The sequence below is a fragment of the Halomicrococcus pelagicus genome, assembly GCF_050954125.1.
Genome location: NZ_JBPBWC010000009.1, coordinates 42,718 through 56,942, shown reverse-complemented (window position 1 = coordinate 56,942; position 14,225 = coordinate 42,718). Strand labels below are relative to the sequence as shown.

The window sequence follows — 14,225 nt, the reverse complement described above, 5'->3', positions numbered from 1 at the left end:
TTCTACCTGATGGACACTCGGCCACAGCCGACGGTGCGCGCTTTTTGTCGCACTTGAACACCGACGGAAGCGTGGTGAGTATCGTACTCCCCCCTGTCAACCGCTTGGACAGTAAGTGTCACGGAGGAACTGCTTGCGAACTGTGCGGGCGCTGTCTCCCCTCTCTACCGCTCGCTTCGCTCGCGCTTGAGGAAGGGGGCTTAGCGCCCTCAATTACAGCTAAACTATTCAGGAGTGTCCCAGGAACAGTGAATCCGGTAGTCAAACCGGTCATCATCGCCGTCTGTCGGTTGTCGCTCAACCGTAATCGGTTGGTCAAGCCCCTGTGCTAGACCAACCGCGAGAAACGACTGAATCGGATGATCAAAGCGGTCGACAGTCCCGTATGAACTTCCCGTAATAGCAAATGTAATCCCTATTTCGTCACTATCGAGTTCAAACGTCACGTTTTCCACAAGCTCGAAACTTTCGACGAGTGCATCCGTGAGCTGTGACGCTAGCTCCCTCGGCGAATCTGCAATCGTATCGACCTGGGATTCAAACTCCTCGTAGAGAGCTGCCCCAGTCGGCTGGAGCACTAGTCCACGCCCAGCATCATCCTCTGGAATGACGAAGCCCGCATCAAGCGAGGAAGCGTCTGGAAGCGCATACTCCGCGTGCTGAGGAACGAAGAGTCGTACAGGAGCGAACTCATCATTGGTGGCACCCTCGCTCGGGGCGTAAATATTCATATTCTGCAATCCCAGTTCGGTCCGTAACGTTTCTCCCCACGCTGCTGTTGCTGCATACACGCGCTCGCTGACGGCCGCAGTGACGAATCGTTCCGGTGTCAGATAGTACGTCAGAACTGCCGCAAACAAGCCAGTTCCAGCAAGAGCAAACAATATCGTCCGTGATGCTGGGAACAGTACTGCAGCAAGACCCGCCACCACACCGCAGACGGCAAATCCAATCGCTGTTCGTCGATACTTGGCTTGACGGGCACGTTGATACTCTGCTCGAAGACGTGCATTCTCCTCCGTCAGGAGGTCCAGCTGCGCCCTGAGTTCTTCCGTTTCTTCTCCCGATCCTTCCACTAGTTGGTCACCAGTTGTCGCCGATTCATCTGTTGTCCGTGGCTTTGTCGATGTTGTGTTCTTACTCATGAGGTTTCACCCACCTCTACAACGCCGCGCAGCACTCGATCGTAGCGATGGAGGCCGTAGATTCCAACTGCGATACTACTGGTAAGGATGAGGGCCGGCAGCCAGATCGAACTCTGCCAGCGAAAGAGGATCCAGACGCCGCCAGCGAACACGACTGCACAGCCGACTGATAGGAGGACTCGAAAGCGTATCTGATCAAGTGCGAGCGTTGGGCTCACAAGGACGGCAAGAAGCCCACCTTCGCACAAAAGTACAAAAAGAGCGGCGTTCGTTGGAGCGAGGAGTGCAGCGACGATAATCTGGCCAAACGCCACAGTGTACGTTGCTGGGAGAACATACCAAAGGACGGTGAACAGAACACCTGCTAGCAGGCCTGGTATTCCAGTCGCGGCCGTCGCTCCAGCAGTGACGATGAGTGCTCCGAGACCGCCGACCAGCAGCTGCGCTCGGTCGGTCATGAGCTCGCCCTCCGGTTTGCTCTCCCGGACGCGGTCTGGCTGTCGAGAACTGCGTTGAGGCGGTCCTGGGGACCAACTTCGAAGGCAGTGACATCTCTTGTTTGCATAAGATCACGCCGAAAGGACTCGAAGTCGAGATAGCGAGTGTAGGCTGTCGATACATCCGTCAGCGTCCCCGGTTCGAAGAGGACCGTCGGTGTCAGGAAGACGAGCACCTGTGTATACTGCTGGCGTGCCAGTTTCACTGCCTCTCGGAGTTCGACACGATTTGAATCATCCGTCAGGAGAACCGCGATATTCGTCTCTGGGTCTCGTGGCGGTTGTGTTCGTATCGTGTGATAGAGTGGCTTCTCATTGATGCGATGGATGTACTGTGTGGTTGAGTCGAAGAACGGTCGGAGGTGTGTTGCGAAGGGTGACGACTCGTTTTGGAGCCGGGACGCTCGCTTCCGTGCTTGATCTGGGGTTGAAACTGCCTGTGACGCCGTACTCTCCGGAGTGTATGTCATTGTGGCGTCCCCGTCGCCAGTTCTGATCGTGTAGAGAGTATTCCGAAGTCGTTCATAGTATTCTTTTCTCGCCTCAGGCAGCATTTGGACCGTCAGTCCACCATCAGCGACAGCCCTGAGCCCGCATGGTGAATCTGTCTGCTGGGCGTCGGCAATGAAGCCGAGTGCGACCTGGCGCGCGTAGTCAAGTTTCGTCTCACCGGGGTCGCCCATCGCCATCGATGACCGGTGATCGATTAGTACTGTAGTTGTGAGATTTGTTTCAGCCTCGAATGTCCGGATGTGTGGCGCATCCATACGCGCGGTTGCCTTCCAATCGATCTGGCGGGCAGGGTCGCCAGGAACGTACTCCCGTATTTCTGCTGGATCAAAGCCAGACCCGCGATCATTGGTTTGTTGCGGTCCGAAGGGGGCTGCGACTTGTGATCCTCCAAGTCCAATATGAATATCACGCGGCTGCCGTGGATTCACCGTCACGGTCGGCGTTGAACCCTTCGAGAATGTCGTTTCAAAAAACCCGGCTCGGCCGCTTGCTGTCACCGTCGCCTGATTAAATTCGTATTTGCCGGCGACCGGCCATTGCAGTCGAAATGATTGTCGTGCTGAATCATCGTTCACGGCTAGTTGTGTTTTTCGCTGCTCTCCGCTATCAGCGGCAGCTAACGGCGGTGTCGACGAGATAGAGAGCTCAACGGGGCTGGGCGAGGGAGCAGTTACCTCAAGGACGACCTCGACATCAGAGCCGGCAACAACAGTCGTCGGTGATACAGACTGAACGATTGTCAGTTCGTCAGAGAGTTGGTGAATTGTTCGAACGAACGCTGCCTGTTGCGCGAGAATGAATGCGCCGATTCCTGCAGTGCCAACGAGGAGAAGCGGTTGAGCTACCACCAGCGCTCCAACAGTAAGGAACCCACCGAGGCCGAGAGTTGCCCAGAATCGACGCGTTACCCGCATATATTAATCAACTTGAAGCCATCTAATTGAAGGTATTGATTCCGGTCCAGTTAATAACAGTATAAGATATGTTCTCCCGTGAAACGCAACGAATCAAGCCACGCTAAAATTATTGATACTTGCACTACTTTTTGATAAGATGATGAATAGGCTATGAGAGCCCATTGAAAATGGCGGTAGGACTCCTCGAAACGGACTTCTATTATTGGGCGCTGTAACTTTTGCATCTTTCTGTCTTGAGCGAAAAATACTTTCAAGAGCCACTGCAATCAATAGAGTATGTCCAACAACACGCCCTCCCACAGTACACTTTTCTCCGTCTTTTTAGCACTGCTCTTGCTTGCTCCGGGCCAGGCCGTGGCCGGGACCAATACACACTCTACTCCCTCTATCAGTGAGGACATTGACTGGTCCTCGCCCCAAGCACAGGAAACGACAACCAACAATTCATCGCAGTCCCAGCACGAAAATCCAGATGAAGTCGATAAAAAGGGCGAACTCAGTGACGTCCAACGATGGCTTGCTGGACGCCTTGGCTCCCAACTTGGATCGAGCACGGTCAAACTAAGTCAAGGTGAATACCAGCAAGCAAAATCGGTGCTGGGCGACGATTATAATAGTAAGCTCACGCGATACGTCGACGTTGCTGGCGAAACAGATAGCAAGAAAGACGATCAGACAGCAAAGCAGTTCCAACAGGCCAAGGAGAACCAGCGCCAGTACGCATCCTCGGTCCAGCAGTTTCGCCAGACGTACAATAAGTATCAGACAGCGAGGCAGAATGGGAACGACGAGCGTGCCCGAGAGCTCGCCCGTCGACTTGATCGACTCCAGTCACAGATCAACCACACTGGAAATAACCTCACGAAAAACTATAAGAATATCTCCAACACAACGCAAGCTGACCTCCAGAAAGAAACAGGAACCGTCAACAATATTACCCAGAACGTCACCCAGCAGCAAGCAGAGGTCCAAGAACAGGAATTTACAGAAACCGAACTGACCACAGACGTCAACACAACCGAAATTGCGTATCGAGACCCACTTGACGTGTCTGGCCAATTGACGAGCGATAACGGCACTGAACTCGCCAACCGAACGATACTACTCAAACTACGGCCCGGCCGGGTAATCAAAACAAAGACCTCCGAAGTCGGGACCTTTTCATTTGTTGCACGCCCTCGCAAACTTCCCCTCGGACCAAACACGGTCACCGTCCAGTATGCCCCCAAAAATAGCTCCGTCTACCTCGGCTCCAATTCGACAACTAACGTCTCTGTCCATCAGACGGAGACCACGATCGAACTACAAAACACGACGAAGACAGCTGCGTACAATGAGACAATCAATGTCTCCGGCAGGGTAACAGCAGTTGATCGCGGTGTGACGAACGTACCTGTTACTGTGCTCGTCGACGGTGTTCAAATCACGACCGTGAATACGACCGAGAATGGATCATTTGCCGCGTCGGCTGCTCTTCCCGCCAAGATCAACCCGGGTTCGAAAGACATCCGTGTGGCAGTGCCGCTGAGTGATCAGGCGCTTGCGTCTACGAATGCAACTGCTCCATTCACGGTCCAACCGACAGGGACCACTCTCAACATTACGAACGTAAACCAGACCGGGCAACAGCTCATGATTACGGGGGCTCTCACAACTGCGTCTGGGGAACCCGTTCCGAACAAAGTAGTTGCGCTACAACTTAATGGACAGCAGCTTACGACGGTTATGACCAATGCTCACGGCCAGTACCGTGCGAACATAACCATTCCAGAAGCTGTCCTGAACTCAGACAAATCGACGGCAAAGCTTTCAGCTCTTTATTCAGGACGCGGAGCGAATCTGAACAAGAGTCAAGCCAGTTCGCAAGTACCGCTTCCGGCCTCGGAGAAAGAGTCGGACAGCCTCTTCTCTCAGACCACGTACCTCCTCGCTTCATTGCTCGGTCTGGGATTACTGGGTATTGCTGCACTCATGCGAACAGGACTCTTGACACGGAGCTCTGAGACAGACTCGACACCCTCCGACACCACCGCTTCCAAATCGCCGGCCAACACAGAACAGGACCCCGAGCCAGAACCAAAGCCAGATCAATTCGCTGAAACGCTTCTTGATCGAGCGAACTCGGCACTCTCAGACGGCAATAGAGAGCAAGCGGTCGAGCTCGCGTACGCTGCTGCCCGTGACTCGCTTACTACAACGGTCGACGTTGATCCGAAAGCAACGCATTGGGAGTTCTATACTGCCTGCCAGGAGGCAAACATCGCCGACGAAAACCTTGAGCGGTTAGCCGACTTGACAGAAGCATACGAGCACGCCGCATTCGCAGCCACCAGTACCTCCTCCATGGCGGCAGAAACAGCCATCGAGCACGCCACGTCGCTCGTCGAGACACGCAGCTGATTCTTGGCCAGTTGTCTTCTGGTCTTTAGACAGCGACCAACAGGGAATCCTCTATTCCTCACCTAGTGGCGCTCGCGTCGGGATCTCCCCGCTTGTCCTCAGACGAAACCTGCAATCGTACGATGCGCCTCCTATTCTGGTCTCATCGGCCATTAGCTAACCGCTAAAGCGACAAATTCAAAGAATTCATCTCTAAACGTCTAGCTCTCGAATCAGTACTTGAATATCTCACTACTGTAGGAAACTCTCGCCAAAAACGATGGAACGGAGGTGATGCCGTTAGGCTACCTACAGGAAGTCCAGGAACATGCTCAGCGACAGATCGCTGTGCTTAGTCCCACTTTTTCCACACTTCTTTTTCTTCTTCTTCTTGCACTTCTTTCCTTTCTTCCCGTGGTGATGCTTCTTCTTTTTCTTCTTCTTGCCGTGGTGGTGGCCCTTCTTTTTCTTCTTCTTGCCGTGGTGGTGGCCCTTCTTTTTCTTCTTCTTGCCGTGGTGGTGGCCCTTCTTTTTCTTCTTCTTGCCGTGGTGGTGGCCCTTCTTTTTCTTCTTCTTGCCGTGGTGGTGGCCCTTCTTTTTCTTCTTCTTGCCGTGGTGGTGGCCCTTCTTTTTCTTCTTCTTGCCGTGGTGATCTTTCTTCTTACCGTCGTGGTCTTTCTTTCCGTTCCCACTACCGCTTTCGTTGACTGCGGTTGCTTCGGCTGCCTGGATGTTCTCGTTCACTTGGTAATTGAGCTGTTCTGCCGTTGCATTGCCGTTGTTCATAGCGAATGCAACTGCACTGAACTGCTCGTTGACGTTCAGCTGCTGAATAACCTGCGTCTGCGTAATATCGACACTGGCCGTCTGTTGGGTCCCATCATCGTAAGCAACCGCCCAGGATTCGTCGCCCTTCGCGTCCGTGCCGCTCATCACCTTGCACGCCTCGTGATGGCTATTATTGACGTTCACTGCGGTTGCTTCGGCGACCTGCGCATTGAAGTTCGCCTGGTAGCTGGCCTGCGTAGCCGTCGCCTCACTATCCTGGAGCGCAACGGCGACGGCCGCATTCTGCATGTTGATGTTTTCTTGACCAACCCTCTGCACCTGCGTGATGTCCGCTGACGCAACCTGGTTGGACTGGCCGTCCCCGTCCTTCGAATGCGTCATCTCGACATCCGAGACATCAGCCTCGATCTTAGCGCTCGCTGTGACCTCTTCAATCGACTTCGGGTCGACGTTTATCGCGGTGGCATCGGCAATCTGCTGGTTCACGTTATACTGGCAGCTGATCTGCCATGCTTTTGCGACACTGTCGCTGCCGACGGCGATCGCAACGGCAACACCCTGTTCGTTGACGTTGACCTGTGTAACGTCTTGGGACTGGATAACCGACGATGAGGCAGTCTGGGAATCACCATCACCACTGTTTGCCGCCAGCGCTTCAGCAGACTGGTAGTTGTTGTTTTCCTGGTAGCTCCGTTGGTACGCTCGGGAATAGCTACTGTCCTCCGCGATCGCGACAGCAGTACTCTGACTATTGTAGTTGAATTGCTCGACCTCTTGGTCTTGCTCGATCGTCGCCTCAGCAGTCTGCTCGCTCTCGTATGTATCGTCGCTGACAACCCAGCCAGCGAACTCCCGGCACTCTGTCTCCTCAGCGAAGACGATGTAGACGTTCTTAACGCCCTCGAACTTCTGCTTCTCCGTCTCCGTGCCTACGTTTATTGACTGGGCACTACCAGCCTGCGTGTTTTCGTTGTTCTGGTACGTACGCTGGATGGCTTCTGCCTGACCGCCGTTGATGGAGATTGAGACAGCGTTACTCTGCTGGTTGACGTTCAGCTGGGAGACATTCTGGTACTGGATGACCTCTGACGACGCCTGCTGTGACTTCGCGTTGAGGGTGCCTTTGTTGTCCTCAACCCACGACTCAAGGTCGGTCGACGATGTGTCCAGACCAAAGAGCAGGTAGACACTGTCCCCGTCCACATCCATTACGTCGTTCGACTGCGCGCTCGCACGGCCGGCAAAGTTGGTAAGAACACCAGCACCCATGCCGGCTGCGGCGACTCCTTTGAGATAGCCTCTCCGTTTAACCTTGCTACTACGGTTATTGGTTTCTTCCATGACGCGATATAGCAGAAGACGGATTCATGTTTTGTTATGAGCTGCCTGCTCTCAATACTGCTGTAGTAGGCGTTAGCTATACTATCGTGCATAGCAAAAAATAGTGGTTTGACTGTAATTCTATCTCCTCAGGCAGTTTCCTGTGGAGGGAAACCGCTGTTAAAAATGCGTCACCGACAACGCCTTTCGATGCCGACCGACCGGGGAGAGAAACATTGATCCAAGCCCACGTACTCCATCCCATGATGAAATCCCGGGCATCCGCGCTATTCCCGCTGTAACCAGTGATTTCTGGCCAGTAATCACCTTATAATGACATTGGATGCAGTTATGAGATTACCTGTATGCCAACTAAAACTGTCTCTCAATGGCAGCAAAACCCGCTACCAAGCTCACTAAAGCTAATCAAATCGATGAGTCTTGGCCTCAGTGTGCTCCTGGTACTCGCAACACTCTTCGGCGGCGATGTGAACGACGACCCAATGATCTGACAACGGTCAACCAACGTGTTTCGGCCCTCCACTCCCAAGTGACCTCCTCCACACCGTAAATGGCGTGGCATCCCACCATGGGACATCGGCCATCGGCCTTCGAGGTTTTAACCCGCACTCTCACAGGAACCGGCGACACACCGGGGGAATCTCTCGATTTCACTCCCGTGTTAGGGCTGTGGTCCGGTCACTGAGACTCCATCTCCGACCGAGTCATTGGCACACGTGTATTCTCTGGTATAACGCAGTTGCCGCTGCGATCGACGGAGGAGCCATACTATCTAAGGAACGTGGTTTGGGGGCCACGTCCTGTGAACGGACGCATATTCCTGTTCCCAGTATCGGGTGGACGCCAATGCCACGGCATCGCCCGACAATTGCATTTCTATCTCCAATAAATTTAATATTGTGGTAACGGCAGAATTGGTGTTATCTGTTCATCTTGCGGTAGCGAGGAACTTCCCACCGTTTACGGCGGAGAGGAATCGCGTTCGATACATTACAAAATCAATAGCAGAGGCCTAGGGTTTTTTACTCATTTACCACCTAAATCATAGGTTATTAGATTATTACTGAATAGAGGGTCTGAGATGAGCAATGTCAAACGAGTTCGTTGTTCGTTTTATCGGAGCCTCCAACTACCACTCCTTTGTATACTAAATTGCATCAACAAGTAATACTATAAGTGAATGCGAAAAATGCTATAGCGGACTGCATGACTGGCAATGACTCTCAACCTGTCGAAGACAAACAGGTGACCTCTGACGTTCTCTTGAAGACATTATCAAACGAACGGCGACGATATGCTTTGTACTGCCTTGAGAGATACCAAACTCCGATCGCGCTTGCAGATCTCGCCGACGAAGTAGCGCGGTTGGAACACAACGCCCAAACTCTTACTCAAATTCCGGGAGAAGATATTCTGCAAATCTATCTTGATCTGTACCACTGCCATATCCCAAAGATGGAGGCAGCAAATCTCCTTGAATACACCCAAGAACAAGACACAGTACAGCTTCTGCAGGACCTCTCTGAGACAAAATTCAACACAATTATAGAAGATTGTATTGACGGAGATGTTGATCTAATCAATGAAATCCAACCAGAACGATAGTAGGGAGACCAAGATGATTCTAGCGTTCACCTCGCGTTGAAGAGCGAGAATTCCCAACCGCCATTGAAATATTGTGTCTTGATGACATAACCTGTTCTCACAGTCTAAATCAAATAGGGGCGCCGATGGCTGTGCCAACTAGCCGTTACTTCTCTCTTCCTCTTCGACCGCGAGAGTGGGTCGTTTCAGACGAGAGAACAGGGAGACTGCAAACCGTAATATCCCACGCTCGGGATTTCTCTGCCTTTAGGCGGAGAGGGCTGTCAATCCTGCTCTTGAACCTCGATAACACCCTGGTGTTCATCATGTTGGTCACGAACATGGTAAACAGCAGACTGGAACCGCGAGAACTGCTTTTCGCAGAGTGTACATCGATACTGCATAATATACCCACGAACTTATGAAAAATGCAGGTTACGGCCAGATGTCATCTTATCAGGTACTTGCTCTTACTACAAACGGAAGTAGCGGTCTTGCATTCAATGAGACATCCGCAGCACGAATTCTTAGGATAGCATAGCCACCTGATGGCCTTGTTTGGCTTATCTCGGGTTAGATAGGGACCGACAGATACTGTTCAGGTGTCTGTGCCGACGTCCAGTAGTGTTCGAGAAGGTCTTTTCCCCACTGTTGTGCCGCATTAGAGTCGGCGATGAATTCTGTCTGAGGGTCGTATTTACCGTCTAACGTCGGCAGTGAAAGCAGTAGACAGTCATCAGTGATGGTGATCGCAAATGAGACCTCAGTCACACGAATCAGCTCAGGGTTATTGATGTCCTCTGCAGACGGATCTTCAACAAGGGTTTCGAGAACGTCCTCGTCGAATATGATTCGTGTTATGTTGGCATCCGTGGCTGCATCGGCTAACCGTTCGTTATAGACCGGTGTGATAGCGTCGATCGAATTCGCCTTTGTGAGGCACTGTTTGACCTCACAGATGGCATTGGCGGGTCGCGTCTCGGTTGCTCGGATAACGTCGCCGTCAGCAAGTTCTGTGAGGCGTGTCCGGAATTTTGGCGGTAACACGGTCACGTCGTGGGTCTGCCAGTAGTCCGGATCTGTTGCGAGCACTGATTCCGTTTTTCGCTGTCGGTTAATCATGTCGGTAACGACTGTTCCTGTCCCTGTTGGTGACCACCGTTTTGAACGTGGATTATAAATCAACCCTTGCTCTTGGAGTTCAGAAAGCGCATTGTAGACTGCGGATTTACTGGCGAGATCGCGGTCGAGCAGCGCCTGGGTTGAGTCACAGTCCTCGGCCACCGCTAACAGTACCTGCGTACGTGCGTGAGATCGGAGCACGTATTCGATTATTGGCCTGTCTTTCTTCATAGCCGGTTTTGTCCACTCCGCCGTCATTATCTTTTCTAACTATTTTTTGATTTACAGACGGAGGCGAATGCAGTGGGGCTTGACCCCAAGGCGGTTCACTAGGGAGGCGGGCTCCTCGCGCGAATGCAGATACCCGGCCATCGGTCACTTCTCATCCTCCACCTGCCCTTGCTGCAGAGAACAGAGATTCAACAAGAGAACTGTTGTACTTGCCCGGTAGTGAAGTCAAGAATTGGTCATTGAGTCACAGTACGGCACTTGCAGCCATCCAGGTAACTAACAGGAGTCCGACCCAGAGTAGTAACTGAACTATCAAAAACAGCCGAATGGTGAATGCTGAGTGACTTGGCCCCATACTGCTAGCATTTAGCACCCCCTCCATGTTTGTTATACACTACCATGATTCTATGATAAATAGTGGCTATCTGTAGCGGTCCAATATATGTTGACACTACCTGTGTCAACCATTTAGTAGGTTAGGGATGCAGCCGCCTTGAGTCTCTTTCCTATTAGCACAATTACTAGTAGTCCTTACTCGACCCGGGTCAACAAGAAGTGCTCGCCAACTTCTCCTCCCCAACTACCTCATATTGAGTTCCCTCTTCTATATCAAAATAACCACCCATTTATTAATATTTGTCTATCCTCGTATAAAATAGCAGCTCCCTGAGCGGGGATACCCGAGAACAGACAGAGGGGATTTCTCTCCGTCGGCACTCTCTCGATTTCTATCTGGACGTGTTAGCGAACGCGTATCGCCGGCACCTGCTGATCACCTTGCTTGAACAGGACCAGCAGGTCAACATCCAATCGCTGATTCCCGTTGATGTGGCCAGTAACAGTGAGGACGTTGACCTCTTCACAATCCAGATGATCCACTCGCACTTACCAAAGTTGGAGAATGCAGACATCATCGAGTGGGACGAGGAAACAGAGCAGGTGCAGAAGGGCCCTCACTATGAGGACCTCCGTCCGCTCATACAGATGCTAGCAGAGCAATGCTAACTAAACCGCTCCAGTAGTATCCAAGACCAGCTCTTTCCGACGCTTCCAATCCGAGCACGATCGTATTGCTTATTGTCGCTCACTAGAGGCACATGCTGACCTGCATATTGTTGCTTGGCCGTTCGATTATCCTGTGTGTCAACTTCCGCAGCCGAATGTCCACTCTGTTCTACGTTGAGGTAAGCTCCGAAGAATTCGCGGTCGTCCTCCAGGGATAAGACGTGTTCACAGCATGGTGTTTGCAGCGACCCACACAAATAGAAGAACCCCAACCCAGAGTAGTAACTGAAAAAACAGAAATAACCGAATAGTGACTGCTGGCTTGCTTGGTCCCATACTCCTGCCAGTCACGATTCTAGAATTTTGTTCTATACTACCAAGCCCCTGGGATAGGGAACGACTATCTCTGCGAGTCGAATATACGCTGGCAGTACTGAAAAGGTCCGCTTAGAGGACAAAATGTCGCCACTTCGATGGCTTCCCCTAATCAGTATAGCCAATCGCGACCACATGGAAGGCACACCTGTGCAAGAACATCAGAGATACGTGGCTGAATGGGGTGACGCTGAAGGATCCTGATGTGTGATGTACATCTGTACACAACGCTCCGTTGCAACCGACAAAGATGCCTTCTCTACCGTCACAGACGTCTAGCCCTGCGGTAACCACTGCCGTATTCGATTTGCGCCGTTCGGTGAGAACAACGGCGAAGACACAGCAACCTGCTAGAAAACCTAGCACAATCTTCCTGCAAGACGCTTCCGTTCTCGATCGGAACAGAAGGAGAGCGACGTGAAATTCAAATGTTGTCGAAGCAGACACCATAGGGCTTGACACGGAGGCGATTGAGCAGTACTCTATCACCAATTCTGTCGAATACATCGTTTCGCAACGGAGGCCTCGATATCGGTTGCTGTATCATCTGTAGAGCCATTGCTAATGAGGGGAGAGATACTCGTTTGCTGCTAGTTCCAATATTCGGGGGTGGTTGGTCTTGAGACCCTGCTCTTGGCGTGTGTGACGTTCAGGAGACCATGTTTATCGTTCTTTGTTTTCGAGCCGCTGAATTGCTCCTTAGTTAGTCCTCCCTCAACAGCTACGTCTCTTGAGAGCGTGCTGAAGCTATGAGTGTCATCGTTGAGTTCACCATTGAAAAGGAGGACTTAGCATTAGGCCGGGCATTGTCTGGGGCCGGCGATGTCCGTATTGAACTCGAAGAGATCGTTCCCGCTAACAATACCGTCATCCCCTTCTTTTGGGTTGTCGATCCGGATCAAAAAGGACTGGAGGTCAGTGTCGACGAAAGTGAACACGTTGAGAATCTTGCGCGGCTCGATACTCTCGGCCAGCAGTCACTCTACAAGGTCGAGTGGACCGGGAAGCAAGAGGATCTCATGGTAGGCATCATTGAAACAGAAGGGACGATTCTTGAGGGGACGGGGAACGCGGCATGGCATTTCGTTCTCCGATTTCTGGACCACGATCACGTCGGCCAGTTCTACAATTACTGTACCGACCACGAAATTCGGCTTCATATCGAACGCGTGTACACATTGACCGAGGAAGAGCTACGTGGGCGGATGTTCGGATTGACGAACGAACAGCGCGAGGCGGTCGTCCTGGCACTCAAGCGCGGCTATTTCAAAATCCCGCGCGAAGTCCAAATGGAGACGTTGGCAGATGAACTCGACATTAGCCAGCAAGCGTTCTCAGAACGCCTCTGGCGCGGTATCGAAAAAGTCCTCGAAAACCTGTTTAATTGACCTCTTGCTTCGGTTTCCGGCGGGTAATAAACGCTTTGTGTGTACAGACCGTTTTCTCTTTTCTCCCTGTCTTTACGGCTGACGTGCAATGAGTAAAACGAGCTGGGGGACGCAGTTCGAGATAGTAGCGAATACACATCGACGGCGCTTATTAGTTACGTTGCATGAGCACAATCCACAGTATATCGATAAGGCCATCGTTGAGAATCTACAGGTAGGGGAGAAGGAACGAGACGAATTAGCTGAAATGCAGGCGGGTAAGCCCCCTTCCTCAAGGAGCGAGCGACGCAAGCGAGTAGGGAGGGGATACACCCACCGTCTTTGGTTACTTTCACTGCACGCCATAGCCTTACTACCTCGGCAGTCGAATTAGGTCGTAAGACACTCACTCCAATGCGTCCGGTGTTCAAACGCGACAACAAGCGTGCATCGGACGTGGTAGCTGAGTGTCCATCCGGTAGGAGTGGGACACTCCGAACCGCCTGTCACGGGAAGTCGCCTGCGGAGTCTGGAACCGCTGTGGAAACGGTTTCTGCACGTTCTGACGTAGAAACAGGAAGCCCCCACCGCAACAAGTGAGGGCTGGGTAAGCCCGAATGCGGTAGGTGGGAGTAGTTCACAAGCTGAGTTCTACCACAACCATTTGCCACGACTGGACGCAGCAGGATTCATTACATGGAATCAGGAGAGCAACGCGATCACCAAGGGTCCGAACTTCGATGAAATCCGACCCCTGTTAGAGACGATTGAGAACCACTGCGACGAATTTCCTGATGGCGGCGCATAAGAACTATTATCGCCTCGGGGTCAAGCCCCGAGGCTTCCCGTTTCGATGACATAAATAGCAAGTAAGTAGCACTCAGTCACCGCGTATCGCTGATGGGGTACAGCAGGAACATTCCGGTGGCAAGTATAGAACCCCAGGTCGCTATAATCGTT

Annotated in this window: 9 protein-coding genes; 4 read left to right on the top strand and 5 right to left on the bottom strand. The window is 52.1% G+C overall.

Annotation, left to right across the window (positions count from 1 at the left end):
* Window positions 1–224: 224 nt before the first annotated feature.
* The 3 genes from ACRYA2_RS16240 to ACRYA2_RS16230 are packed head-to-tail and all read right to left on the bottom strand — an operon-like array spanning window position 225 to window position 3,069.
* Entirely contained in the window at window positions 225–1,145 is a 921-nt protein-coding gene (locus ACRYA2_RS16240; protein ID WP_433630343.1) for a DUF7982 domain-containing protein, read from the bottom strand.
* Complete coding sequence (locus ACRYA2_RS16235; RefSeq protein ID WP_433630342.1) at window positions 1,142–1,603, bottom strand: DUF8163 family membrane protein; 462 nt, start codon at window positions 1,601–1,603, stop codon at window positions 1,142–1,144. The genes ACRYA2_RS16240 and ACRYA2_RS16235 overlap by 4 nt, the downstream gene beginning before the upstream one ends.
* Window positions 1,600–3,069: a DUF58 domain-containing protein gene (locus ACRYA2_RS16230; protein WP_433630340.1), complete on the bottom strand. Its 1,470-nt coding sequence runs from the start codon at window positions 3,067–3,069 to the stop codon at window positions 1,600–1,602. Before ACRYA2_RS16230 ends, ACRYA2_RS16235 begins: the two co-directional genes overlap by 4 nt.
* Window positions 3,070–3,348: 279 nt before the next feature.
* Here ACRYA2_RS16230 and ACRYA2_RS16225 point away from each other — a divergent pair, with 279 nt between their 5' ends.
* Window positions 3,349–5,472 carry a hypothetical protein gene (locus ACRYA2_RS16225; protein ID WP_433630338.1) on the top strand — a complete coding sequence of 708 codons (2,124 nt, stop codon included), beginning with the start codon at window positions 3,349–3,351 and terminating at the stop codon, window positions 5,470–5,472.
* A 288-nt stretch (window positions 5,473–5,760) separates the two neighbouring features.
* Here the strand turns inward: ACRYA2_RS16225 and ACRYA2_RS16220 are convergent, their stop codons facing one another.
* Window positions 5,761–7,581: a hypothetical protein gene (locus ACRYA2_RS16220; protein WP_433630335.1), complete on the bottom strand. Its 1,821-nt coding sequence runs from the start codon at window positions 7,579–7,581 to the stop codon at window positions 5,761–5,763.
* A gap of 1,206 nt (window positions 7,582–8,787) precedes the next feature.
* Between ACRYA2_RS16220 and ACRYA2_RS16215 the strand changes: the two genes are divergently transcribed.
* Window positions 8,788–9,186 carry a DUF7344 domain-containing protein gene (locus tag ACRYA2_RS16215; protein WP_433630333.1) on the top strand — a complete coding sequence of 133 codons (399 nt, stop codon included), beginning with the start codon at window positions 8,788–8,790 and terminating at the stop codon, window positions 9,184–9,186.
* 552 nt (window positions 9,187–9,738) lie between these two features.
* Here the strand turns inward: ACRYA2_RS16215 and ACRYA2_RS16210 are convergent.
* A complete protein-coding gene (locus tag ACRYA2_RS16210) occupies window positions 9,739–10,518 on the bottom strand; it encodes a helix-turn-helix transcriptional regulator (protein ID WP_433630330.1) in 780 nt (259 codons plus the stop codon).
* 738 nt (window positions 10,519–11,256) lie between these two features.
* Between ACRYA2_RS16210 and ACRYA2_RS16205 the strand changes: the two genes are divergently transcribed.
* On the top strand, window positions 11,257–11,523 hold the full coding sequence (locus ACRYA2_RS16205) for a DUF7344 domain-containing protein (RefSeq protein ID WP_433630328.1): 267 nt from the start codon (window positions 11,257–11,259) through the stop codon (window positions 11,521–11,523).
* A 1,124-nt stretch (window positions 11,524–12,647) separates the two neighbouring features.
* The gene (locus tag ACRYA2_RS16200; RefSeq protein WP_433630326.1) at window positions 12,648–13,286 is read left to right on the top strand and encodes a helix-turn-helix domain-containing protein; all 639 of its coding nucleotides are present in this window, start codon (window positions 12,648–12,650) and stop codon (window positions 13,284–13,286) included.
* Window positions 13,287–14,225: the final 939 nt, after the last annotated feature.

Bases quoted from the DNA above. Each gene is read 5' to 3' on its own strand.
- ACRYA2_RS16240 (WP_433630343.1), bottom strand. From the start codon at position 1,145: ATGAGTAAGAACACAACATCGACAAAGCCACGGACAACAGATGAATCG.
- ACRYA2_RS16235 (WP_433630342.1), bottom strand. From the start codon at position 1,603: ATGACCGACCGAGCGCAGCTGCTGGTCGGCGGTCTCGGAGCACTCATC.
- ACRYA2_RS16230 (WP_433630340.1), bottom strand. From the start codon at position 3,069: ATGCGGGTAACGCGTCGATTCTGGGCAACTCTCGGCCTCGGTGGGTTC.
- ACRYA2_RS16225 (WP_433630338.1), top strand. From the start codon at position 3,349: ATGTCCAACAACACGCCCTCCCACAGTACACTTTTCTCCGTCTTTTTA.
- ACRYA2_RS16220 (WP_433630335.1), bottom strand. From the start codon at position 7,581: ATGGAAGAAACCAATAACCGTAGTAGCAAGGTTAAACGGAGAGGCTAT.
- ACRYA2_RS16215 (WP_433630333.1), top strand. From the start codon at position 8,788: ATGACTGGCAATGACTCTCAACCTGTCGAAGACAAACAGGTGACCTCT.
- ACRYA2_RS16210 (WP_433630330.1), bottom strand. From the start codon at position 10,518: ATGAAGAAAGACAGGCCAATAATCGAATACGTGCTCCGATCTCACGCA.
- ACRYA2_RS16200 (WP_433630326.1), top strand. From the start codon at position 12,648: ATGAGTGTCATCGTTGAGTTCACCATTGAAAAGGAGGACTTAGCATTA.